This window comes from Nonomuraea sp. NPDC050478 (assembly GCF_044458265.1).
In the GTDB taxonomy this organism is placed as follows: domain Bacteria; phylum Actinomycetota; class Actinomycetes; order Streptosporangiales; family Streptosporangiaceae; genus Nonomuraea; species Nonomuraea ferruginea.
In genome coordinates this window covers 394,538-415,905 of record NZ_JBITHT010000003.1, presented here as the reverse complement: position 1 = coordinate 415,905, position 21,368 = coordinate 394,538, and the positions used below count along the sequence as shown (strand labels likewise).

The 21,368-nt window shown below is 72.9% G+C and carries 16 protein-coding genes; 5 read left to right on the top strand and 11 right to left on the bottom strand.

Annotated features, from left to right (window positions below):
• Positions 1 to 53: 53 nt before the first annotated feature.
• The 3 genes from ACIBF7_RS16390 to ACIBF7_RS16380 are packed head-to-tail and all read right to left on the bottom strand — an operon-like array spanning position 54 to position 3,789.
• A complete protein-coding gene (locus tag ACIBF7_RS16390; protein ID WP_397197468.1) occupies positions 54 to 1,571 on the bottom strand; it encodes a prenyltransferase/squalene oxidase repeat-containing protein in 1,518 nt (505 codons plus the stop codon).
• The gene (locus ACIBF7_RS16385; RefSeq protein WP_397197467.1) at positions 1,568 to 2,434 is read right to left on the bottom strand and encodes a terpene synthase family protein; all 867 of its coding nucleotides are present in this window, start codon (positions 2,432 to 2,434) and stop codon (positions 1,568 to 1,570) included. Before ACIBF7_RS16385 ends, ACIBF7_RS16390 begins: the two co-directional genes overlap by 4 nt.
• A complete protein-coding gene (locus tag ACIBF7_RS16380; RefSeq protein WP_397197466.1) occupies positions 2,431 to 3,789 on the bottom strand; it encodes a cytochrome P450 in 1,359 nt (452 codons plus the stop codon). Before ACIBF7_RS16380 ends, ACIBF7_RS16385 begins: the two co-directional genes overlap by 4 nt.
• 245 nt (positions 3,790 to 4,034) lie before the next feature.
• Between ACIBF7_RS16380 and ACIBF7_RS16375 the strand changes: the two genes are divergently transcribed.
• The gene (locus ACIBF7_RS16375; RefSeq protein ID WP_397197465.1) at positions 4,035 to 4,937 is read left to right on the top strand and encodes a polyprenyl synthetase family protein; all 903 of its coding nucleotides are present in this window, start codon (positions 4,035 to 4,037) and stop codon (positions 4,935 to 4,937) included.
• Positions 4,938 to 4,987: 50 nt separating this feature from the next.
• Here ACIBF7_RS16375 and ACIBF7_RS16370 read toward each other — a convergent pair whose 3' ends face one another.
• The 8 genes from ACIBF7_RS16370 to ACIBF7_RS16335 all read right to left on the bottom strand — a co-directional run bounded on the left by ACIBF7_RS16370 (position 4,988) and on the right by ACIBF7_RS16335 (position 14,811).
• The gene (locus ACIBF7_RS16370; protein WP_397197464.1) at positions 4,988 to 5,917 is read right to left on the bottom strand and encodes an aldo/keto reductase; all 930 of its coding nucleotides are present in this window, start codon (positions 5,915 to 5,917) and stop codon (positions 4,988 to 4,990) included.
• Between the two features lie 50 nt (positions 5,918 to 5,967).
• Complete coding sequence (locus tag ACIBF7_RS16365; RefSeq protein ID WP_397197463.1) at positions 5,968 to 7,524, bottom strand: MFS transporter; 1,557 nt, start codon at positions 7,522 to 7,524, stop codon at positions 5,968 to 5,970.
• Positions 7,521 to 8,096: a TetR/AcrR family transcriptional regulator gene (locus tag ACIBF7_RS16360; RefSeq protein ID WP_397197462.1), complete on the bottom strand. Its 576-nt coding sequence runs from the start codon at positions 8,094 to 8,096 to the stop codon at positions 7,521 to 7,523. Before ACIBF7_RS16360 ends, ACIBF7_RS16365 begins: the two co-directional genes overlap by 4 nt.
• 56 nt (positions 8,097 to 8,152) lie before the next feature.
• Positions 8,153 to 9,712 carry a wax ester/triacylglycerol synthase family O-acyltransferase gene (locus tag ACIBF7_RS16355; protein WP_219547643.1) on the bottom strand — a complete coding sequence of 520 codons (1,560 nt, stop codon included), beginning with the start codon at positions 9,710 to 9,712 and terminating at the stop codon, positions 8,153 to 8,155.
• 144 nt (positions 9,713 to 9,856) lie between these two features.
• Positions 9,857 to 10,966 (bottom strand): sulfite oxidase, encoded by a 1,110-nt coding sequence (locus ACIBF7_RS16350; RefSeq protein WP_246640623.1) that lies wholly within the window; start codon positions 10,964 to 10,966, stop codon positions 9,857 to 9,859.
• Between the two features lie 225 nt (positions 10,967 to 11,191).
• The gene (gene polX / locus ACIBF7_RS16345; RefSeq protein ID WP_397197461.1) at positions 11,192 to 12,874 is read right to left on the bottom strand and encodes a DNA polymerase/3'-5' exonuclease PolX; all 1,683 of its coding nucleotides are present in this window, start codon (positions 12,872 to 12,874) and stop codon (positions 11,192 to 11,194) included.
• Positions 12,875 to 12,905: 31 nt separating this feature from the next.
• Positions 12,906 to 13,790: a hypothetical protein gene (locus tag ACIBF7_RS16340; protein WP_397197460.1), complete on the bottom strand. Its 885-nt coding sequence runs from the start codon at positions 13,788 to 13,790 to the stop codon at positions 12,906 to 12,908.
• 52 nt (positions 13,791 to 13,842) lie between these two features.
• The gene (locus ACIBF7_RS16335; protein WP_397197459.1) at positions 13,843 to 14,811 is read right to left on the bottom strand and encodes an aldo/keto reductase; all 969 of its coding nucleotides are present in this window, start codon (positions 14,809 to 14,811) and stop codon (positions 13,843 to 13,845) included.
• A 170-nt stretch (positions 14,812 to 14,981) separates the two neighbouring features.
• Here ACIBF7_RS16335 and ACIBF7_RS16330 point away from each other — a divergent pair, with 170 nt between their 5' ends.
• From ACIBF7_RS16330 to ACIBF7_RS16315, 4 genes are all read left to right on the top strand, one after another.
• Positions 14,982 to 16,091 carry a sensor histidine kinase gene (locus tag ACIBF7_RS16330; protein WP_397197458.1) on the top strand — a complete coding sequence of 370 codons (1,110 nt, stop codon included), beginning with the start codon at positions 14,982 to 14,984 and terminating at the stop codon, positions 16,089 to 16,091.
• A gap of 120 nt (positions 16,092 to 16,211) precedes the next feature.
• Positions 16,212 to 18,752, top strand: a complete 2,541-nt coding sequence (gene lanKC / locus ACIBF7_RS16325) for a class III lanthionine synthetase LanKC (protein WP_219547633.1) — start codon at positions 16,212 to 16,214, stop codon at positions 18,750 to 18,752.
• Between the two features lie 4 nt (positions 18,753 to 18,756).
• On the top strand, positions 18,757 to 18,888 hold the full coding sequence (locus ACIBF7_RS16320) for a SapB/AmfS family lanthipeptide (protein WP_148030620.1): 132 nt from the start codon (positions 18,757 to 18,759) through the stop codon (positions 18,886 to 18,888).
• Between the two features lie 97 nt (positions 18,889 to 18,985).
• Positions 18,986 to 20,854, top strand: coding sequence for an ATP-binding cassette domain-containing protein (locus tag ACIBF7_RS16315; protein WP_397197457.1), 1,869 nt, complete (start codon positions 18,986 to 18,988; stop codon positions 20,852 to 20,854).
• Positions 20,855 to 21,368 lie beyond the last annotated feature (514 nt).

The window sequence follows — 21,368 nt, the reverse complement described above, 5'->3', positions numbered from 1 at the left end:
CACCCTAGCAATGTACTATTGCTGCCTCAACACAAAACGGCGCGAATGAGACGCTATGTCCTGTTTTTCGGGTTAAATTCGTATTGCATGCGGGTCTCCGCGACGTGTAAGGCCGCCAGGACCGCGGCTCGCACGATCGCTGTCGGCGAGTAAAGGTCCTTGTCATGCCACAATGGTGTGAAATGCGGTAAATCGACCACCTGGAGAAGATAGTCGTATCCACGCCCTGCTGCCCGCTTGCACCGCTCGTCCGGCTCCGGTCCTGACAGCAGCAAGGTCTGCACGGCGTAGGCGGTCTCCTCCGGCACGCCCGCCCACCGCCCCCATGACCCGTCGTCCCGCTGGCTGGCCAGCACCCACTCCCGCGCCCGCAGCACCGCGCCGGCGTGCTCCGGCCCGCCGAACTCGCCCAGCGCCAGCGCGCAGCCCAGCGTCGCGTAGTAGGGGGAGGCGTGCCACCGGTCGTCCCAGCTCCCGTCGGGCCGCTGGAGCCCGGCCAGCCAGCCGGCCACCCGCGCCATCACCGGCCCGTACCGCTCGGCCGCGGCGGGCCTGGCCCGCACGTACTGGCCGAACGCGTCCAGCACGTGGGCGTTGACGCTGGGCGAGAAGCCGTCCTCGCCCTGCCAGGTGCAGAAGTGCGTGCCCGTGTCGAACAGCAGCAGCGACTCGGGATCGGACGGCACGCCGAGCAGGGCCAGCGCGTAGAGGGCGACGCTGGTGGTGTCGGCGTCGGCGGGCAGGCCGGCGCCCGCCGGCGTGCCCTGCGGGCCGATCGCCGCCCGCAGGTCGGCGATCATCTCCGGCGGCGCCTCCACCGGCACGCCCGCCCTGGCCAGCCAGCTCAGCACCCATCCGCGCTCGAACACGGTGATCGGCAGCCCGACCGGGACCGGCCCGCCGAACCGCTTGGCCACCGCCTCCAGGTGGTGCCTGGCGGAGTCGGACGAGTCGGCCGGCGCGGAACCGCCCAGCCACGCGGCCGTCGCCGCCGGCGAGGCGCCGACCGTGCCGATCGACGTGGGCAGCACGCCGTCCGCCCGCTGCGGCACCGCCGCCTCCAGCACGTGCAGCACCTTCTGCGGCGGCTGGGCGCCGGACTCCAGCAGGCGCTTGACCAGTTCGAGCCGGGATCCGTCCATCCCGGGCGGATGCGGCAGCGGCTCGCCGTACCCGTGCCCGTCGATGAGCGCCACCAGCGACGGCACGATCAGGTCGATGGCCGGTGTGTCCGGCAGCTCGGGCGGCTGCGCGAGCATGCGCCGCAGCGCCTCCAGCCCCGCCTTCGCGGCCGGCAGGAGCACCTCGCGGTCGCCGTCGCGCGCCGCGCTCATCAGCGCCTCCGTGGCGCTCAGCGTCGGTACGAGCCGGTATCCGCCGGGCGGGCCCCACGAGCCGTCCGCACCCTGCTCGGCCAGCAGGAACGCGATCCGCTCCGCATGACCGCCGAGCCAGGGGGCCAGCGTGACCAGCCGCCCCGTCTCGTACACCGAAGGGGAGACCTGGCCCCACGGCGTCACCATGAGGCCCGCGACCAGCTCGGCGGCACGCCGGGTGATGTCGGTGCTCATGCCGCCCCCGAAGCCCAGAAGTCGGACAGCCCGTAGAAGCCGGCGCTGTAGTGGATCTGCCACCAGAGGTGGTCCGCGGCCCGCGGGCGGCTGTCGCGCAACGGCTCGATCAGCTCGGCGGCCTCTCGCGCCAGCTCCGCCATCCGCGTCCTCACCTCGTCCGCCGTCATGCCGAGGGTGAGCGCGTTGACGTCACCGGACGCCGACTCCCTGCGGTGCGTGGCCAGGTCGTTGAGCAGCCGCAGGTAGCGCTGCACGGTCTCGCCCGCCGCCCGCAGCCCCGCCAGGTCCTCCGGGGTCGTGACCTCGCCGGTGTAGATCCAGTGCGAGACCGCGATGAACAGGGCGCCGCTGCTGTCGGCGTTCGACAGGTACTCCTCGGGGGAGGGCCTGCCGCCGCCCCTGCTCCACTCCCACTCGCGGGCCATCGCGGCGACCATGAGCTCCAGCCGCTCGCGCCAGGCCGGCTCCAGCGCGGCGAAGGCGGCCACGGTGCCCAGCTCGGCCCGCAGGTCCCCCACGAAGCGGGCGACGGGCGAAGCGGCCGGGAACCCGTCCGCGGCGGCCAGGCAGGTCCTGGTCAGCGCCGCCACGTCGTCCCGTGCGGCCGCCTCCTCGTCGAACAGCCGGTCCACGGCGAACACCAGCAGCGACGTCCGGTTGACGACGCGCAGCGAGGCCGGGCTCGCCCACGGCGAGCCGAACGCGCCGGCCATCGCCAGCGAGCCGAAGAGACCGGAGTCGAAGGACTCGCGGGGGAACAGGCCCTCGTAGCGCGCCGCGTGCCGTTCGAGGTCGCGCCCGCCCGCCACCGCGAGCGCGCACGTCCGCCCGGTGGCGAACAGCGCGCCGGGATCGTTCATGACCGGCCCGCCGGCACGAGGGTCATCGTCAGCCCGGGCGGGGGCCGCAGCGAGGAGGCCAGCCGCGGGGTCACCGGGCGGTCGACGTGCACCACCGGCCGGTACTTGCGCAGGATCCCGGCGATCAGCAGCGGCGCCTCCATCTGGAACAGGTGCTGTCCCAGGCACACGTGCGGCCCCGCGCCGAACGGCCAGTAGGCGTACCGGTGCCGCCCGGCCTCCCATCCCGGCGCGAACCGCTCCGGGTCGAACACCGTCGGCGACTCCCAGAAGTCCGGCATCCGGTGCGTCAGGTACGGGCTGAGCAGCATGGTGGACCCGGCCTCGACCTCGACCCCGCCGACCACGTCCGCCTCCACGGCCTTGCGCGGCAGGATCCAGCCCGGCGGGTAGAGCCGCAGCAGCTCGTTGACGAACATCCTCAGGTACGGCATGTGCGGCAGGTGACTGGTGCTGACCGGGTCGCCGCCCACCACCCGGTCGATCTCCTCGTACACCTTCGCGGCGATCCCCGGGTAGGCGTCGAGGACCGGCCAGACCCAGGTCAGCGCCGTGGCCGAGGTCTCGGTGGAGGCTCCGTGCATGGCCACCAGGTCGTCCCTGATCCGCCGGTCGCCCTCCTCGCCGGGGACGTCCTCGCGGGCGCTGACCAGGCGCGCGACGACGTCGGTGCTGTCCTGGTCCAGGCCCTCCCGCGCCCGTGCCCTGGCCTCGCGGATGCGGGGGTACACCACCGCGTCGATGTCCTTGATCGCGCGCCGGAACGCCCGGTCGCCGGGCATCGGCATGCCTTCGGGCACGAACGGCATCACCAGGCGCACGGCCTTGGCGGTGACCGCGACGTCGTAGGCCGGCACCAGCCGGGCGATGTCCGCCGCGGAGATCTTCGAGCCGAAGAACAGCCGGACGATCGTCGGGTGCACGATCGCCGAGACGCCGCGGGAGATGTCCATCGGCCGCCCCGGGACGATCGTCTCCTCGATCAGCTCGTTGATGATCACGGCCATCTGCTCGGCCAGCGAGTTGACGTACCTGGCCGTGAAGAGCGGCTGCAGGATCCGGCGGCTCTCCGCCCAGGTCTCGCCGTCCGACAGGATGCCTTCGCCGAGCAGCGGCGCCAGCGGGTCCCAGAACATGCCCTCACGGACGAAGTTGGTCTGGTTCTGGGTCAGCACGTGCTGGACGTGGTCGGGATGGGTCACCAGGTAGGGGCGGAACGGGCCCATGTGGAGCCGGACGAGCTCGCCTCCGGCCTGCACCGATGCCTCTTCGAGGGCGTTGACCGGGATCCGGTGGTGCTTGGTGAGTCTGGTGAGAAAGGGAACGGTTCTGGTCGGTGCGGCGCCGGTCGCCACAGTCGTGCCTCCAAGCCCACAGCACCCCGTCCCCACCGGGACGGACATTTGCCCACAAAAGCCAAATCTAGGATGGAGTATCACATGATCTTGGCGGTACATTCAAGATCGAGGCAGAAGGAGCACCAGTGGATCTCGGGGATCCTGGCACGCCGGGGAGCGACGCGGCGATAGCGCGTTGCCGGAGTCTCTTCGAGCCCGCCCTGCGTGAGGCGGTGTCCTCGCTGCATCCCTGGAGCGCCAGGATGGCCGCGTTCACACTCGGCTGGTCCGACGCCGACGGCAGGCCGTACGAGGGCAACAGCGGCAAGGGCGTGCGCCCGGCCATCGCCCTGCTCTGCGCCGAAGCCGCCGGCGCGCCCGCCGAGTCGGCGGTGCCCGCGGCGGTCGCGGTCGAGCTGGTGCACGCGTTCTCGCTGGTGCACGACGACATCATCGATCTCGACGAGCGGCGCAGGCACCGCCCGGCCCTGTGGAAGGCGTACGGCACCGGCCCCGCCCTGCTGGCCGGCGACGCCCTCCTGGCGCTCGCCGTCGCCCAGCTCGCCGGTTCCGGCGAGGCCATGAACTACCTGTCGAGGGCCCTCGTCGAGCTGGTCCAGGGCCAGACCGCCGACATGGCCTTCGAGGACCGCCCGTGGCGCGGCCCCGGCGCGGTGACCGCAGACGAGTACACCGAGATGACCCTAGGCAAGACCGGCGGCCTGCTCGGCGCCGCCGCGGCCACCGGCGTCATCCTGGGCGGCCGGGCGGACCTGGCCCCGCGCCTGTGGGAGATGGGCCGCGAGCTCGGCGTCGCCTTCCAGCTCGTGGACGACATCCTCGGCATCTGGGGCGACCCCGGCGTCACCGGCAAACCCGCCGACAGTGACCTGCGCCGCGGCAAGAAGACCTACCCGGTGCTCGCGGCCCTCGCCACCGACGGCGCCGCCGCCCACGACCTCGCCGCCCTCCTCCAGGCGGGCGCCGCCGACGAGCACTCGGTACGGCGCGCCGCCGGCCTCGTCGAGGAGGCCGGCGGCCGCGCCGAGGCCGAGGCCCTGGCGGACCGCTACCTGTCGTCAGCCCTGGCCACCGTGGACGACTGCCTCCCCGGCGCCGCCGACCTCCGCGCCCTGTGCGTCTCCCTCGCCGACCGCATCCACTGACCCGGCCGACCCCCGCCCTCGACAGGACCTCATCGGCCGGGCGCGTGCGGTCAGGGGCGGGAGGCCTCGTCGAGGCGCCGCAGCTCCTCCGGGGTCAGCTCCAGCGTGGCCGCGGCCATCAGCGGCGCCAGCTGCTCCACGCTGCGCGCGCTGGTGATCGGCGCGGCCACCGTGGGCTGCGCGGCCAGCCACGCCAGCGCCACCGTCGCGGGCTCCGCCCGGCGCTCGGCCGCCACCTTGCCCAGCGCCTCCAGCGTCCGCCGCCCGTGCTCCGTCCGCAGGTAAACGGCCGCCCTCGAAGCCCGCGGGCTGTCGACCGCCGCCCCGCCCGCGTACTTCCCGGTCAGGAACCCGCTGGCCAGCCCCCAGTAGGGCGTGCTGGACAGCCCTTCCCTGGCCACCACGTCGCGCAGCTCTCCCTCGTACGCGCGCTCGACCAGGTTGTACGGCTGCTGCAGCGCCACGTACCGGGGCAGCCCGTTCTCGTCGGCCACCTTCAGCGCCTCGGCCAGCCGCTCGGGCCCGTAGTTGGACGCCCCGACGTGGCGGACCTTCCCCTCGCGGATCAGCTCGCCGAACGTCTCCAGCGTCTCCCCGAGCGGGGTGTCACGATCGTCGACGTGCGCCCAGTAGAGATCGATGCGGTCGGTGCGCAACCGGCGCAGCGACGCCTCCACCGCCGTCCTGATCGTCCGCGGCGCCAGCCCCTTGAGCCCCTCCAGCATGCCGACCTTGGTGGCCAGCACGAGGCGGTCCCGGTTGCCCCGGCGCTCCATCCACTCGCCGATCAGCATCTCGGAGGTGGACTCGCCCGTCGCCCAGTACGGGTAGCTGTCGGCGGTGTCGATGAAGTTGCCGCCGGCCTCGACGTAGGCGTCGAGCACCGCCCAGGACGTCTCCTTGTCGGCGGTCCAGCCGAACACGTTGGTGCCGAGCGCGATGGGGTGGACGGACAGATCTGTGGTGCCTATCGATCTCATCACCCCATTATCCGCACCGGTCACCACGCGCCTCGCGCGGCACGGCGGCATCAGTGGCGCGACAGGTCGAGGCCTCGCGGCAGCATGAGCCACACTCCCAGCCCGGCCAGCAGCATGAGCACCCCGCCCGCCCCGGAGGTGAGCGTCAGCGCCTCGGTGAACGCGCTCCTGGCCTGCTCGGCGAGCCGCATCCCCGCCTGCCCGAGCTCGGCCGCCACGGTCAGCGCACCCCCGAGAGACTCGCTCGCGACCTCCGCCGACGGCCCCCGGTAGTCCAGCCCTGTGCGGTAGACCGCCGCCGCCACGCTCCCGAGTATCGCCACGCCGAGCGCGCCCCCGATCTCGTAGCTGGTCTCCTCGATGGCGGCGGCGCTCCCGGCCTTCGCCACGGGCGCCCCCGACATGATCGCCGCCGAGGCGACGGCCAGCGATCCCTGCCCGGCCCCGATCAGGGCCAGCGCGCCCGCCACCGTCCCGTATCCGAGCCCGTCGGACGCCACGGCTCCCGCCGCGAAGGACCCGGAGGCGTCCCCCAGGAGCGCCGGCGCGACGAAGAGCATCAGGAACCCCAGCCCGGACACCGCCAGCCCGCCCGCCAGCACCGCGCGGGCGCCCACGCGCGCCGCCAGCCGGGGCGCCAGCGGCGAGGCCACCGCGGCCGCCACCGCCGCGGGGAGCAGCCGGGCCCCCGTCTCCAGCGGGCCGTAGCCGCGCACGAGCTGCATCCACTGCGCCAGCAGCAGCAGCGTGGCCGCGATCGCGATCGACGTGGCCAGCGCCGTCACCACGCCCGCCGTGAACGGCCGGCTGCGGAACAGCCGCAGCTCCAGCAGCGGATCCGGCCGGCGCAGGCATCGGACGGTGAACCAGCCCAGGGCCACCACCGCCACCGCCCCCGCGGCCGTCCCGGTGAGGTCGCCCAGGCCGTACTCGCCCACGCGCTTGATCCCGTACACCAGCGACCCCATGCCGACGATGGACAGCACGGTCGCCGTCGCGTCCCACGCGCCCGGCCGGGGAGCGCGCGACTCGGGCAGCAGGAACAGCCCCGCCACGATGGCCACGACCATGATCGGCACGTTCACCAGGAACGCCGACTGCCAGCTGAAGACCTCCAGCAGCGCGCCTCCCAGGATCGGCCCGAGCGCCGCGCCGACGGCCGCCATCGCCGCCCACACGCCCAGCGCGGTGGCCCGCTCGCGCGGGTCGGTGAACAGGGTGCGGATCATCGACAGCGTGGACGGCATGATCATCGCCCCGCCCGCGCCGAGCACCGCACGCACCGCGATCAGCTCGGCGGACCCGCCGGCCAGCAGCACCGCCGCCGACGCCGCGCCGAACACCGCGAACCCGGCCAGCAGCATCCGCTTGCGTCCCCACCGGTCGCCCAGCGCCCCGGCCGTCACCAGCAGCCCCGCCAGGACGAGCGCGTACACGTCCACGATCCACAGCAGCTCGGCGGAGCCGGGCAGCAGCGCCTCCGAGATGGCGGGCAGCGCGACGTTCAGGATGGTCATGTCCATGACCACGATGAGCACGCTGGCGGACAGCACCGCCAGCCCGGCCCACCGCCGCCGCGTCGACGGCTCCGGCCCGGCCACGGTCATGCCCGCCCCCCGTCGCCGGCCGCGCCCTGGAAGAACGTGGTGGTGAGCAGGTGGCGGACGTCGCGGCGGGCCACCTCGCCCCGGCGCAGGCTCTCCCGGACCGCCACCAGCAGGCCGAAGACCGCGTTGCTGATCCAGCGGGGCGGCAGGTCGGCGCGGAGCAGGCCGGCCCGCTGGGCGGCGGCGAACAGCGCCACCTCCCGCTCCTCCAGCTCGTCCGACCGCCGCAGCAGGTCGGGGTGGACCGCCATGGCGTGGTCGGTCAGCCCGAACCCGTAGGCGTCCGCCACCTCGATCAGCCGCTCCAGCAACGCGTCGAGCACGCGCCGGATCTCCTCCGGGTCGGTCGAGGCCGCCCCCACGGCCACCCCGGCGGCTTCCTGGGCCTGCTCCCACTCCGCCAGCGCCCGGTGTCCCAGCGCCACCATCAGCTCGTCACGGCTGCTGAAGTGGCGGTGCAGCGTGGCCCGGCTGATGCCGACGGCTTCGGCCAGCTCCGCCATGGAGGCCGTCGGGTCCTCGTTCAGATGACGGATCGCCGCCGTGAGTATCTGCTCGCGGCCCACACTCATGAGACACCTTCATATCGTCTGAGACAATTATGTCTCAGACGATACAACAAAGACGCTCAGTGCGGGAAGGCGTCGCGTCCTCCGTGGTACTCGTCCGGCCTGTCCACGAGCTCGTCCAGCGCCCGCCGCAGGTGGTCGAGCAGGCTCCACACGTCGTCCATCCGCTCGGGACAGGCCACCACGCCGAAGTCGAGCATCCCGTCATAGGAGAAGCAGGTGATGTTGACCCCGCCGGTCGCGTCGCTCAGCACCGACATCGGGTAGTAGGACAGCACCCGGCTCCCGCACAGGTAGAGCGGGAACTGCGGCCCCGGCACGTTGCTGATGATCAGGTTGACCGGAGGGCGGGCCGCCGAGACGAACCGGAAGATCGCCGGCGTGACGAGGCCGGTGACCGGCGAGGGCAGCACGGCGCACAGCTCGCTCAGCCAGCTCGTCGGCGCCAGCGCGAAGCGCCGCTTGGCCGCGCTCATCGTCTGGCCGACGACCCGCAGCCGCTCCTCGGGGTCGGCCGTGGTGGTCGGCAGCGGGGCGATCATGGCGGAGATCTGGTTGCCGACGCGCTCCTGCGCGCCGGCCGAGCGCACCGCCACGGGGACGGCGGCGATCAGCGGCTCGTCCGGCAGCGCGTCACGCTCCAGCAGCCAGGCCCGCAGCGCGGTCGTGCACAGCGCCATCACCACGTCGTTGCCGCTCATGCCGTTGGCCCTGGCGACGTTCTTGACGTCCTTCCAGGACACCGACCCGAACGCGAGGTGGCGGCGCGGGCTGATCGGCCCGTTGAACGGGGTCCGCGGCGCGGTCAGGCTGGGCAGGGGCGGACGCTCGCGCGGGTCGCCCGCCACCTTCCGGGCGGCCCTGGCGATCAGCCTCGATCCGGGCACGGTCGCGGCCAGCGGGATGGCGTCGAGATCGCCGGCCGCCCGCATGACCGACCGCAGAGCCCGCCCGGGATGCGCCACCCCGTTGGCGGCGGCCCCGGCCAGCATCGCGAGCAGCCCGGGCGCCTCCTCGCCCGCCGCGCCCGCCTTCGGCCGCGCGGACGCCATCTCCCGCACCACCCCGTCGCCCTCGTCACCGGACACGGCCGCCGGCCTGGAGGTCTTGCCCGTACGGGTGGCGCAGTGGGGGAGCGGGCCGGTCTCGGGAGCGAGGTCGAGGAGGGCGGCGAGCGTCTCGGCGCCCGAGACGCCGTCGATCGCCGCGTGGTGGACCTTCGTGTAGACGCCGGCCTTCCCGCCCGCCAGCCCGTTGATCAGATGCATCTCCCACAGCGGGTGCGTCCGGTCCAGCCGGCGGGCGTGGATCTCCGCCACCGCCTCCGCCAGCTCCCGTTCGCCGCCCGGCGCGGGGAGCGTCATCTCGAACAGGTGGTTGTCGATGTCGAACTCCGGATCGCCGGCCCAGTACGGGTGATCCAGACCGAGCGGCACCTCCACCAGCCGGAGCTGGAGCGCCGGCGCCAGATGCAGGCGCTCCAGCAGGAGGTCGGCGAGCGCCTGACGGTTCAGGCGGCCGTCGGCGGCGTCGAGGATCGCCAGTCCGGCCACGTGCGCGGCGGTGGTCGCCGTCTCGACGTTGAGGAACTGCGCGTCGAGCGCGGTCAGCTGGCGCATCTGATCTCCCATTTCCCTAGGGTGTGGTCAGCATCACATGAAGGGATTTCCATAACGTTTCTGCGCGAGTCTTTCAGATGAATTGCCGGGGGCTGTGCGCGCCGTGCCCGAATACCCAGCTCAACCGAGATGCGTGACATTTTCCTAACCACGCACCACGTAAATGGGATGTTGCACGACGGCGTCGAAGTGATAGCCCGCCGGATGCCAGGGGGTGACCAGTGGCTGGGTGACACCCGACGCGTCGGTGGCCCTGGCCATGAGCACGTGCGGGCCCGGATGGTCGGGCACCCACATGACATGCCACGGCAACCAGGCGCCGACCAGGTGATGTCCGCGATGATCGGCGTCGCGCCAGCTCCAGCCGCCGTCGAAGCTGACCTCCACGCGCACGATCCGCCCCCGGCCCGACCACGAACGGCCGCGCAGCACCAACGGCTCGCCCAGTTGCACCCGGGCGTCCCAGGCGAGCTCGAAAGCGCTTTTCACCGGCTGCCGCGCGACCCCCCGGTAAAAGACCGTGTTCCATGGCGTGAGAACCGTGGTCGTACAGACTTCAATATCGCCGAGCCATTTGATGGACGCGATTCCGGCCCAGCCGGGGACGACCAGCCGGGCCGGAAATCCATGGTCCGGCGGCAGCGGCTCGCCATTCATTTCATAGGCCACGAGCACATCGTCCATGGCTTTCCACACGGGCAGCGGCCGGCGGACTCGCCCGTACCTCTCGAACGGCGCGTCCAGCCCGCAGGCCACCACGTCGACCGCCTCGTCACGCACCCCCGCCTCACGCAGCACCTCGCTCAGCGGCACGCCGCGCCACCGGGCCACCCCGATGGCGCCGAGCCCCCACTGCGCGCCGGGGGCGGCCGTGCCCTGCTGGGTCGCGTAGAAGCGTCGGCCGTTGCCCGCGCACTCGATGGCCGCGTCGAGGGTGCGGGCCGGCATGCGCAGCAGGTCGTCGTAGCCGAACTCGACCTGCCGCCGCACCCCCCGGCCGTGCACCCGCAGCCGCCACGTCGCCGCGTCGAGCCGCGGGGTGAAGGTGTGGTGGCGCACGAAGAAGCGGTCGGTGGGCGTGTGGTAGCCCTGCCCCGCCATGCTCTCCCACCGCATCTCGGCGTTCCCGCTGCCCAGAGCCAGGGCGCGCGAAGAGGGACCGCCGTCTTCGCCGACGCTGTCGGCGTCCGCGGCGTGCCGGATGAACAGCTGGTCGGGCAGCGGCTTGACGACCGCGCCCAGAGTCCCCCTCAACGCCTTTCACCTCCTGGCCATGTCACTGTGGGCGTACGAGGGGAAAACCGGCCGCAGTGGATCGCTCCAGCCGGATACGACCGGGACATACCCAAATCACCGGCAGGCGAACGGCCTCTGCGACGGCGGGACGTCCTGTTTGTTGCTTCTACCGAAGCCCATCATCGGCAACCCCATGGGAACTGCCGACATAGGTGACATCAACGGAGATTTCTTGCGGGCAGGTCAGCGCCCCAGGAACTTCAGCAGCCGATCGAGCGGCCAGGTGTTGATGACGTCGTCGGTCGTCAGCCACGCCCGCTGCGCGATGCCGATGCCGAACCGCTGGTGGGCGAGGTGCGGGATGGCGTGGGAGTCGCTGTCGATCGAGAACTTGACCCCGTGGTGCTTGGCCAGCCGCACCAGGTCGGCCGGCAGGTCGGAGCGGTCGGGGTAGGAGTCGATCTCCATGGCGGTGCCCGTGCGGGCGGCGGCGCGGAAGACGGCGTCCCAGTCGGCGTCGACCATGCCGCGCTTGCCGATCTTGCGGGTGGTCGGGTGGCCGATGATGTCGACGTACGGGTTTTCGCAGGCGGCGATGAACCGGCGGGTCATCTCGTCGCGGCCCATCGTGAAATGGGAGTGGACCGAGGCCACGCACACGTCGAAGCCGCGCAGGATCTCGCCGGGCCAGTCGACCGAGCCGTCGGGCGCGATGTTGAGCTCGGTGCCGTGGAGCAGCCGCATGCCGGGGCGGCGCGCCTGCAGCGCGGCCACCCGCTCGCGCTGCTCCAGCGCCTTGTCGAGGGTCATCCGCTGCATCGCCAGGTCGGGGGCGTGGTCGGTGACCGCGTAGTAGGAGTAGCCCAGGGCGGCCCCGGCCGCCACCATGTCGTCGAGCGACGCGATGCCGTCGGTCAGGTCGGTGTGGGTGTGCAGGTCGCCGCGCAGGTCGGACAGCTCCACCAGGACGGGCAGCTCGCCGGCCAGCGCCGCCTTCATCTCGCCGCCGTCCTCGCGCATGGGCGGCGGCACGAACCGCATGCCGAGCGCCGCGTAGATCTCCTCCTCCGACTCCGAGGCGATCACCCGCTCGCCCTCGAACAGCCCGTACTCCGAGAGCTTCCAGCCCTTCTTGACCGCGATCTCCCGGACGGCGACGTTGTGCTCCTTGGACCCGGTGAAGTACTGCATCGCCGCGCCCCACGACTCCGCGGGCACCACGCGCAGGTCGACCTGCATGCCGGAGGTGGTGCGGACGGACGTCTTCTTCGCGCCCGCCGCGATCACCTCGGCGACGTAGGGCTGGGCGCGGAACTCCTCCATGATCGACTCTGGTGCGACGGCCAGGATGTCGATGTCGCCGATCGTGTCGCGCATCCGGCGCAGCGACCCGGCGTAAGCGACGCGCTCGGCGGACAGCGAGGCCATCACCTGCTCGGCCAGGGCCATGGCGACCCCGATGTGGACCCGGCGGCCGGACTGCTCCAGCTGCTCGACGCCCTTGAGCAGGTTGGCCAGCGTCTTCGGGCCGAGACCCTTGACCCCGTCGAGCCGCCCACCGCTGATCGCCTCGGCGAGCGCGGCGGGCGAGTCGACGCCGAACTCCTCGTAGAGCATGATCGCGGTCTTCGGGCCCAGCGTCGGCACGCGCGTCAGCCGCCTGACCCCCTCGGGCACCCGGCCGCGCAGGTCGTCGAGCTGGCGGAAGCTGCCACGCCGGAGGAACTCCTCCATCTTCTTGGCGATCGCCTCGCCCACGCCGGGCACGCCGCGCACGTCGACCGCCGCGATGTCGTCGGGGTAGCCGGCGATCGCCTTCGCGGCCTTCTGGTAGCTCCGCACCCGGAAGGCGTCGCCGCCGGTGAGCGCGAACAGCTCCGCGTATTCCTGGAGAGCGGCGGCCGCCTCGTCGTTTGCCCGTGCCATGCGCCCCAGCTTAGGGGGCCGCTCCGACAATTCAGCGGCCGTTGCGGCGCAGCACGCCCAGCGCCCATACGGTGATCGCGCCCCGCCAGTCGAGCGCCCCGGCGGGCGAGATGCGGGCGTACTCGACGCTCCAGCCGCCGTCGTCGCGCTGCTCGCCGGCCAGCCGGTCCAGGTCCGCCTCGACCACGCCGGGCGCGAACAGCTCACGCGCCGGGCGGCCGGGGTACGGGGCGAAGTCGAGCGGCCGCAGCGCCTCGTCCGCCGTGCCGCCCGCCACCGGCACCCGCCCGTCCGCGGGCACCAGCTTCGCCAGCCGCGCCAGCAGCCCGGCGGCCTCCGGGCGCGACTCGTACACGGCGTCCAGGAAACGCACCGCGAACGCCAGCACGTAGGCGCCGGGCGGCTCCCGCAGCGCGCCGATCGCCTCCAGGCAGTGGTCGGTGGCCCGGCGCAGCCACGGGTGGGCGGCGACGGCCGGGTCGTGCGCGGCCACGCGGTGCGCCGCCGCCGCCGACACGCTGGTGATCTGCAGCGACGAGACCGACGGGTCGGCGCCCGCCCACCAGGGCGCGGTCGCGGCGGGCAGGCCGAGCGGCAGCGCGAACGGCAGCCCGCCGTCGTCGCGCGTCACCGACTCCAGCCACCCGCACAGCTCCGCCGCCCGCGGCGACGTCGCCGGAGCGATCTCCTCCAGCACCTCGAACGCGTGCAGCGCCGCGCCCGGCTGGCTCTCCGGCGAGCGCAGGTCGGGCTCCAGGCCCCACCCGTAGCCGCCGTCGGGATTGCGGTAGGCGTCGAGCGCGGCCAGCACGCCGGCCACGTCGCCGCCGCCCTCCATCAGCTCGAAGCGGCGGCGGTCGAGAACCCTGGCATGCCCCGCCATGAAGGAGGCGGCGGACGGACGGTCGTGACTCATGCGTCCATGCTCCGCCGTCCGCCGCCTCCGCGTCTTGTACCGATCGGACGTGTCAGAAACGGACCTCGCGCGGCCGGTACGGCTCCGCCAGGAAGGCCAGCTCCTGGTCCGACAGCGACACCCCCACGGCCGCCACCGCGTCGTCCACGTGGCGGTCCTTGGTGGCGCCCACGATCGGCGCGTCGACCGCCGGCTGGTGCAGCAGCCAGGCCAGCGCGACCTGCGCGGCGGGCAGCCCGCGCTCGCGCGACAGCTCCGCCACCCGGTCGAGCACCTGGCGGTCGGCCTCCGGCGCGTACAGGGCCTCGATGCGCGCGTCGGAGCCCGTCCTCGCCGTCTCGGCGGGCGCGCCCGCGCGGGCCAGCACGCCGCGCGCCAGCGGGCTCCACGGGATCACGCCCACCCCCTGGTCGAGGCAGAGCGGCAGCATCTCGCGCTCCTCCTCGCGGTAGAGCAGGTTGTAGTGGTTCTGCATCGACACGAACCGGGTCCAGCCGTGCAGCTCCGCCACGTGCTGCGCCTTGGCGAACTGCCACGCCCACATGGTCGACGCCCCGATGTAGCGGGCCTTGCCAGCCTTGACCACCTCGTGCAGCGCCTCCATGGTCTCCTCGATCGGCGTCTCGGGGTCCCACCGGTGGATCTGGTAGAGGTCCACGTGGTCGGTGCCGAGCCGGCGCAGCGAGGCGTCGATCGAGGCGTGCACGTGCTTGCGTGACAGGCCCCCGTCGTTGGCGCCCCTGCCCATCGGGAAGAACACCTTGGTCGCCAGCACGTAGTCGTCGCGGCTGCGGAAGATCTTGCGCAGCAGGTTGCCGGTGACGACCTCGCTGACGCCGCGCGAGTAGATGTCGGCGGTGTCGAAGAACGTCACGCCCGCGTCGGCCGCCCGGCGGACGATCGGCTCCGCCGCGTCCTCCGTCAGCGCCCATTCCTGCTTGCCCGGATCGCCATAGCTCATCATGCCCAGGCAAATACGAGAAACTTTCAAGCCGGTGTCACCGAGCCGTGTGTATTCCATGGGGCAACTTTAGGGCAGCCTGCGGCGTTGCGATGCGCCGGGAGGTTCTGTACAACGGAGTGTCCAAAAGCGGAAAGAACCCTTTACAGATCCGCTCGGATCGGGTCGATTGGGATGGGGGCGGGCCTTTTCCCGCCAGGGCGGGATCGGGCCACTCAACGGGGAGACGGGTGAACGTAGCCGACATCGTTCACCGTCTGCGCTCGTCGGCGTACTCACCGCTCGTCATCGGCGGCATCGGGCTGGCGGCCGGCGCGCTGGGGCTCTCCGCGGCGGTGTTCTCCGGCCTGGCGGGCTCCGGCGACGCCGTGGCCGGGTCGCTCACGCTGCTCGCCCTGCTGGCGGTGCACGCCTCGTTCGTGCTGGGCGTGCTGCTGGGCGGCGACGGGCGGTGGTGGATCTTCGGGGCGCAGGTCTGGCTGACGTACCTGCCGTTACCGCTGTTCGGAGCGGCCTGGACGCCCGTGTGCGGGCTGCTGGCCGGCGGGCTGCTGCTGCTGACCGGCCGGATCAGGTCGCCGGTCCTGGTGGCGCTCGCGCTGGCGTGCGGCCCGGTGCTGCTCGCGTTCCCGGACGTGGCCGACCGGGGCTGGGCCGTCGCCGCGCCGGCGGTCGGGTTGCTGGAGTACGTGATCGTCCACCTGGTCCTGCGCGGTGACAGGCTGTCGGACGCCCATGCCGAGGCCATCGGCAAGGCCGTGTCGCTGGAGCGCCGCCGCTTCACCAGGGACCTGCACGACCTGCTCGGGCACCGGCTCACCGCCCTGGTGCTCAAGCTCCAGCTCCTCCAGCGGCTGGTGGAGGAGGACGACGAGAAGGCGGGCGCCGAGCTGGAGGTGACGGTCTCCCTGGTACGCGGCCTCGCCGCCGACGTGCGGGCGGTGGCGCACGGCACCCGCGGCCTGTCGCTGGAGGCCGAACTGAGCTCGGCCTCCGCCCTGCTGGAGTCCGTCGGCGTGCGCTGCCAGGTGCAGGTGTCCTGCCGGGAGCTCTCCCCGGGTGAGGCCGAGGCGCTCACCCACGCGCTGCGCGAGGGCGTGACGAACGTGCTGCGTCACACGGAGGCCAAGGAGTGCTCGATCCATCTTATGGAACGTCACAATCTGGTCCGGCTCACCATCCGCAACGACGGGGCGAGCCCGCGGCGCAAGACCGAGAGCGCCGGTCAGGGGCTGTTCAACGTGGCCGAGAGGATGGCCATGCTCGGCGGCTGGCTGGAGGCGACGCCGGCGCCCGAGGGATCGTTCACCTTCACGGTTTATCTGCCGCACAACCGTTGATTGATGAAAAACACACAATAGAGAATTATTTTAACAGATATGAGTCATGTAATGTGCTACTAGACGTCAAGCGGGCTTCTGGAGCAATCTCATACGAGAACGCACCGGAGGTCGCACCTGATGGACCAGCACGAGCTGTACTGCCTGGCCGATCCCGTCTTCTACGACAACCTTGAGCACACTGACGCCGCGGATGCCGAATTCGCCATTCTCGGCCGGACCCTTCCCGCGAATTGGTTTCACGAGAAGACCGACACATGGTGTTATTTTGCTCCCACTGGCGCCCCGCCCCTGCCCGCCCAAGGCTGGAAGATCCACGTCTCCGCCCGGGTCGAGGACGCCGAGAAGGCGATCGAGACGGTCTGGGACTACTGCGTGCCCCGCGGGATCGCGTTCAAGTTCCTGCGCGGCCTCGCCGTGCTGGTCATGACGAACTCCAAGGCCGCCTCCCGCGCCTCCAGCGGCAAGCTCGTCACCATCTACCCCCGCGACGAGGCCCAGCTGGAGCTCGTCCTGAAGGAGCTGCGCGAGCTGCTGCAGGACGTGCGCGGCCCGTACATCCTGAGTGACCTGCGCTACGGCGAGGGCCCGCTGTACGTCCGCTACGGCGGGTTCGCCGAGCGGCACACCCTGTCCGGCTCCGGCGAGCGGGTGCTCGCCGTCGAGGACGGCGGCGGCCGGCTGGTGCCCGACGTGCGCGGCTCGACGTTCACGGTGCCGCCCTGGACGACGCTGCCCGAGTTCCTCCAGCCCCACCTGGCCGCGCGCAACGCCGTCACCACCTCGGAGCTCCCGTACCGGATCGAGAGCGTGCTCCACTTCTCCAACGGCGGCGGCGTCTACCTGGGCCGCGACTTACGCACCCAGGAACAGGTCGTGCTCAAGGAAGCGCGCCCGTACGCGGGACTGGACGCGGCCGGCCGCGACGCCGTGGCCCGGTTGGAGCACGAGCGGGCCATCCTCGAACGGCTGGACGGGCTGGCGGCCGTCCCCGCGCTCCGCGGCCACTTCGTCCTCGGCGAGCACCACTTCCTCGTGCAGGAGTTCGTCGACGGCGTGGCGCTGCAGCGGCGGCTCGTCCACCGCTTCCCCCTGACCCGCGCCACCTGCACCGAGCGGGACCTCGCCGAGTACACGGACTGGGCGCTGGAGACCCTGGAGCAGGTCGGGCGTGCCGTCGCCGCGCTGCACGAGCGCGGCGTGGTCTTCGGCGACCTGCACCCCGACAACATCCTGCTCACCGAGAGCGGGCGGGTGGTGCTCATCGACTACGAGGTCGCCACCCTGCTCGCCGACGACACCCGCCCCGCGCTCGGGCACCCGGCCTTCGCGGCCCCCGAGGACCGGCGCGGCGCCGGCGTCGACGAGTACGCGCTCGCCTGCCTGCGGCTGGGGCTGTTCGCCCCCCAGTGCACGATCATGCTGCCGCTGCACCGCCCCAAGGTCGTCCAGCTCGGGCGGCTCGTCGCCGAGACGTTCCCGGTCCCGCCCGCGTACCTGGACGAGACCGTCGGGATCATCGCGGGCGACGCCGGTGAGCCGGCGCCGATGCCGCTGCCGGGCTCCGCCCCCTGGCCGGAACTGCGCGACGCGATGTGCCGGGCCATCCTGGCGTCGGCCACGCCGCAGCGGGACGACAGGCTCTTCCCCGGAGACGTCACCCAGTTCCGGCCGGGCGGCGGGCTCAACATGGCCACCGGCGCCGCCGGCGTCCTCTACGCGCTGCACGCCACCGGCGCGGGCCGCTTCCCCGAACACGAGGAGTGGCTGCGCAAGCGGGCGCCGCACCCCGTCCCCGGCTCAGGCCTCGGACTGTACGACGGGCTGCACGGCATCGCGTACGTGCTCGACCTGCTCGGGCACCGGCAGGACGCGCACGACCTGGTCGAGATCGCCATGCGCGAGAACTGGGAGCGCCTGGAGTCCGCCCTGCACTCCGGACTGTCCGGCATCGGGCTGAACCTGCTGCGCCTGGGCCGCACCGACGAGGCGCTGCGCGCCGCCGGCATCTGCGCCGACCGGCTCGGCGACGTCGGCGACGTGCCCGAGACCAGCGGCGGCGAGCACCCGCGCGCCGGGCTCCTGTACGGCTCGTCCGGGCCCGCCCTGCTCTTCCTGCACGCCTACGAGCACACCGGCGACACGGCGCTGCTCGACCTGGCCGAGCGCGCCCTCCGGCAGGACCTGCGCCGCTGCGCCCACGCCGTGGACGGCTCGCTCCAGGTCAACCAGGGCTGGCGGCTGCTGCCGTACCTCGACGAGGGATCCGTCGGCATCGCCGCCGTCCTGGCCCGCTACCTGGCCCACCGCCACGACGACGAGCTGGCGACCGCCCTGGCCGAGCTCAAGCTGGTGGCCCGGTCCGGGTTCTTCGTCCAGCCCGGCATGTTCACCGGCCGCGCCGGCATCATCGCCGCACTGGCCGGCGACCCCGTGATCGAACCGCACATCAAGTCCCTGAGCTGGCACGCGCTCCCGTACGGGGAAGGGCTCGCCTTCCCCGGTGACCAGCTCCTGCGGCTGTCCATGGATTTCTCGACCGGAACGGCGGGCGTGCTGTTCGCCATCGGCACGGCCCAGGGCGAACGTCCGTGCCGTCTGCCGTTCCTCGAGGCCGCACCCGAGCGGCCTCTCGGCACCGAGTCCCCGAAGGAGGTGTAATCACATGGTTCTTCTCGACCTGCAGGGTCTGGAGGCTCCGGCGTCGACCGACGTGGCCAGCGGCGGCAGCTCGCTGACTGTCCTCACGTGCCACTCCGGCAAGCCCAGCAACCTGAGCGTCGCCATCTGCCACTGATCCTGTGTGGCCTAGGGTCCCCGTACCGCTGATACCGGCACGGGGGCCCTTCCCAACTCAGCCCCGTAGTACCAAGGTACCCCCAAGGAGGCTCCCGGTGCGGGCCCAAGACCGGCTGGTGCTGGACGCGGTGCGGCGCGGCGGCCCGTGGCCGGCCGTCCTGGCCGGCACCGCGATCGGCGGCGCCGCCGCCGAGCTGGCCCTGCCGTACGCGATCGGCCGCGCCGTCGACGCCCTCCTCGCCACCGGGCCCGACCGGGTCTTCTGGCTCGGGCTGTGCGTGGCACTGGTCGCCGCCGCGACGCTGTGCGAGAGCCTCGGCGTGTGGGCGCGCGGCGCCAGCGTCGCGCACGCCGCGTCCCGGCTGCGGCTGCGCGTGCTCCGGCACGTGCTCGGCGCCGGACCCCTGATGACCCGCCGGTTCCCCGAAGGGGAGCTGGTCACGCGCGCCGGCCTGAACGCCGAGGAGGTCGGCCGCGCGCCCGAGGCGGTGACCGGCGCGCTGTCGCTCATGGTGCCCACCGTGGGGGCGCTGGTCGCGCTCGTCCTCATCGACCCTCGGCTCGCGCTCGCCCTCGTCGGCGGGGTGGTGGTCATCCTGGTCGTGCTCCGCGCCTTCCTGCGCGCCAGCACCGCCATCGCGGGCGGCTACCAGGAGGCGCAGGGCGAGATCGCGGGCCGGCTGGTCGACGCGCTCGACGGCGCCCGCACCATCGCCGCCGCCGGCACCGCCGCCACCGAGGCGCGCCGCGTCCTCGCGCCGCTGCCCCGGCTCCGCGCGCACGGCATGGACCTGTGGCGGGCCAACGCCTCCTCCGGCGTGCGGGCCGGTCTCGTCGTGCCCCTGGTCGAGGTGGCGGTCCTCGCCGCCGGCGGCCTCCTGCTCGCGGCCGGCGACCTCACCGTCGGCGAGCTGTACGCGGCCGCCCGGTACGCGGTGCTGGGCGCCTCCCTCAGCTCTGCCCTCGGCTACTTCGGCGGCCTCGCCCGGGCACGATCGGCGGCATCCCGCGTCAACGACATCCTCACCACCCCCACCCCCTCCTACGGCACCCGAACCCTCCCCGAGTCCCCCAACGGACCCCCCTCTCCACAGACCGTTAACTCACCCACCGAGGTTCCGGCGTCGTCGAACGGGACCCCTTCTCCGCAGACCGCCACCTCACCCGCCGAGGTCCCGGCATCTCCGGAGGGTGGTGTTGTCTCCTCTTCGTCCACGGCAGGGGTGTCTGGCCCGTGCGGGGGGAAGGCGGCCGGTTCGCCTCGTATTCCTCCGGGGCACGGCGGGCGGGGGACGGTGGAGTTCCGGGATGTCGTCGTCGACGGGCTCGCCGTGCCGCGGCTGGTGATCCCCGGCGGGTCCGTCACCGCCGTCGTCGGTCGTTCGGGGTCCGGGAAGTCGTTGCTCGCCGCGCTCGCCGCCCGGCTGGCCGACCCGGCGCGCGGCACCGTACTGCTCGACGGGGTCCCGCTGCCCGAGCTGACGCGCGCCGGGCTGCGTCGCGCTGTCGGGTACGCGTTCGAACGGCCCGTCCTGGTGGGTGAGACCGTCGGCGAGGCCATCGGCCCCGGGTCCGTACAGGCGGCGGCACGGGCGGCCCGTGCGGACGACTTCGTGCGCCGGCTGCCGGCCGGGTACGACACCCCGCTGGACGCCGCGCCCATGTCCGGCGGCGAGCGGCAACGGCTCGGCCTGGCCCGTGCCTTCGCCCGCGGCGAGCGGCTGCTGGTGCTCGACGACGCCACCTCCAGCCTGGACACCGTCACCGAACGTCAGGTCTCCCTGGCGCTCACCGCGGACCCCCGCGGCCGCACCCGGATCGTCGTCGCCCACCGCCTCGCCACCGCCGCCCGCGCCGACCAGGTCGTCTGGCTGCACGACGGCGCCCTCCGCGCCGTCGCCCCGCACCACGACCTGTGGCCCGACCCCGACTACCGCGCGGTCTTCCAGGGAGCCACCCCATGACCCTCCACCCCACCCAGAACCCCGGCCGCCCTCCGGTCAGACCGTCCTCCCAGATCACCCCCGTTCGCGCCGCCCACCACCCGGTCACTCCTCGGAAGGGAACGCGGAGGCCCGGATCCAGGCCGGGCGTCGTCCGCCGGACCTCGGCCGCGCGCGCCACCCCGATCACCGCCGTTCGCGCGGCCCGGCACCCGGTCACTCCGCGGAAGGGAACGCGGGGGCCCAAGCCCCGGCCGCGCGCTGCCCGCTGGACCTCGGTCGCCCGCGCCACCCCGTTCGCGGCCGTTCGCGCGGCCCGGCATTCGGCAACTCCTCGGAAGGGGACGCGGAGGCCCGGATCCAGGCCGGGCGTCGTCCGCCGGACCTCGGCCGCGCGCGCCACCCCGATCACCGCCGTTCGCGCCGCCCGTCACCCGGTCACTCCTCGGAAGGGAACGCGGGGGCCCAAGTCTCGGCCTCGCGTTGTCCGCCGTATCTCGGTCGCCTGCGCCACGCCGATGGCCGCCGCTCGGCG

Coding starts and splice junctions, on each gene's coding strand:
- ACIBF7_RS16390 (WP_397197468.1), bottom strand. CDS start 1,571: ATGAGCACCGACATCACCCGGCGTGCCGCCGAGCTGGTCGCGGGCCTC.
- ACIBF7_RS16385 (WP_397197467.1), bottom strand. CDS start 2,434: ATGAACGATCCCGGCGCGCTGTTCGCCACCGGGCGGACGTGCGCGCTC.
- ACIBF7_RS16375 (WP_397197465.1), top strand. CDS start 4,035: ATGGCCGCGTTCACACTCGGCTGGTCCGACGCCGACGGCAGGCCGTAC.
- ACIBF7_RS16370 (WP_397197464.1), bottom strand. CDS start 5,917: ATGAGATCGATAGGCACCACAGATCTGTCCGTCCACCCCATCGCGCTC.
- ACIBF7_RS16365 (WP_397197463.1), bottom strand. CDS start 7,524: ATGACCGTGGCCGGGCCGGAGCCGTCGACGCGGCGGCGGTGGGCCGGG.
- ACIBF7_RS16360 (WP_397197462.1), bottom strand. CDS start 8,096: ATGAGTGTGGGCCGCGAGCAGATACTCACGGCGGCGATCCGTCATCTG.
- ACIBF7_RS16355 (WP_219547643.1), bottom strand. CDS start 9,712: ATGCGCCAGCTGACCGCGCTCGACGCGCAGTTCCTCAACGTCGAGACG.
- polX (WP_397197461.1), bottom strand. CDS start 12,874: ATGGCACGGGCAAACGACGAGGCGGCCGCCGCTCTCCAGGAATACGCG.
- ACIBF7_RS16340 (WP_397197460.1), bottom strand. CDS start 13,790: ATGAGTCACGACCGTCCGTCCGCCGCCTCCTTCATGGCGGGGCATGCC.
- ACIBF7_RS16335 (WP_397197459.1), bottom strand. CDS start 14,811: ATGGAATACACACGGCTCGGTGACACCGGCTTGAAAGTTTCTCGTATT.
- lanKC (WP_219547633.1), top strand. CDS start 16,212: ATGGACCAGCACGAGCTGTACTGCCTGGCCGATCCCGTCTTCTACGAC.
- ACIBF7_RS16320 (WP_148030620.1), top strand. CDS start 18,757: ATGGTTCTTCTCGACCTGCAGGGTCTGGAGGCTCCGGCGTCGACCGAC.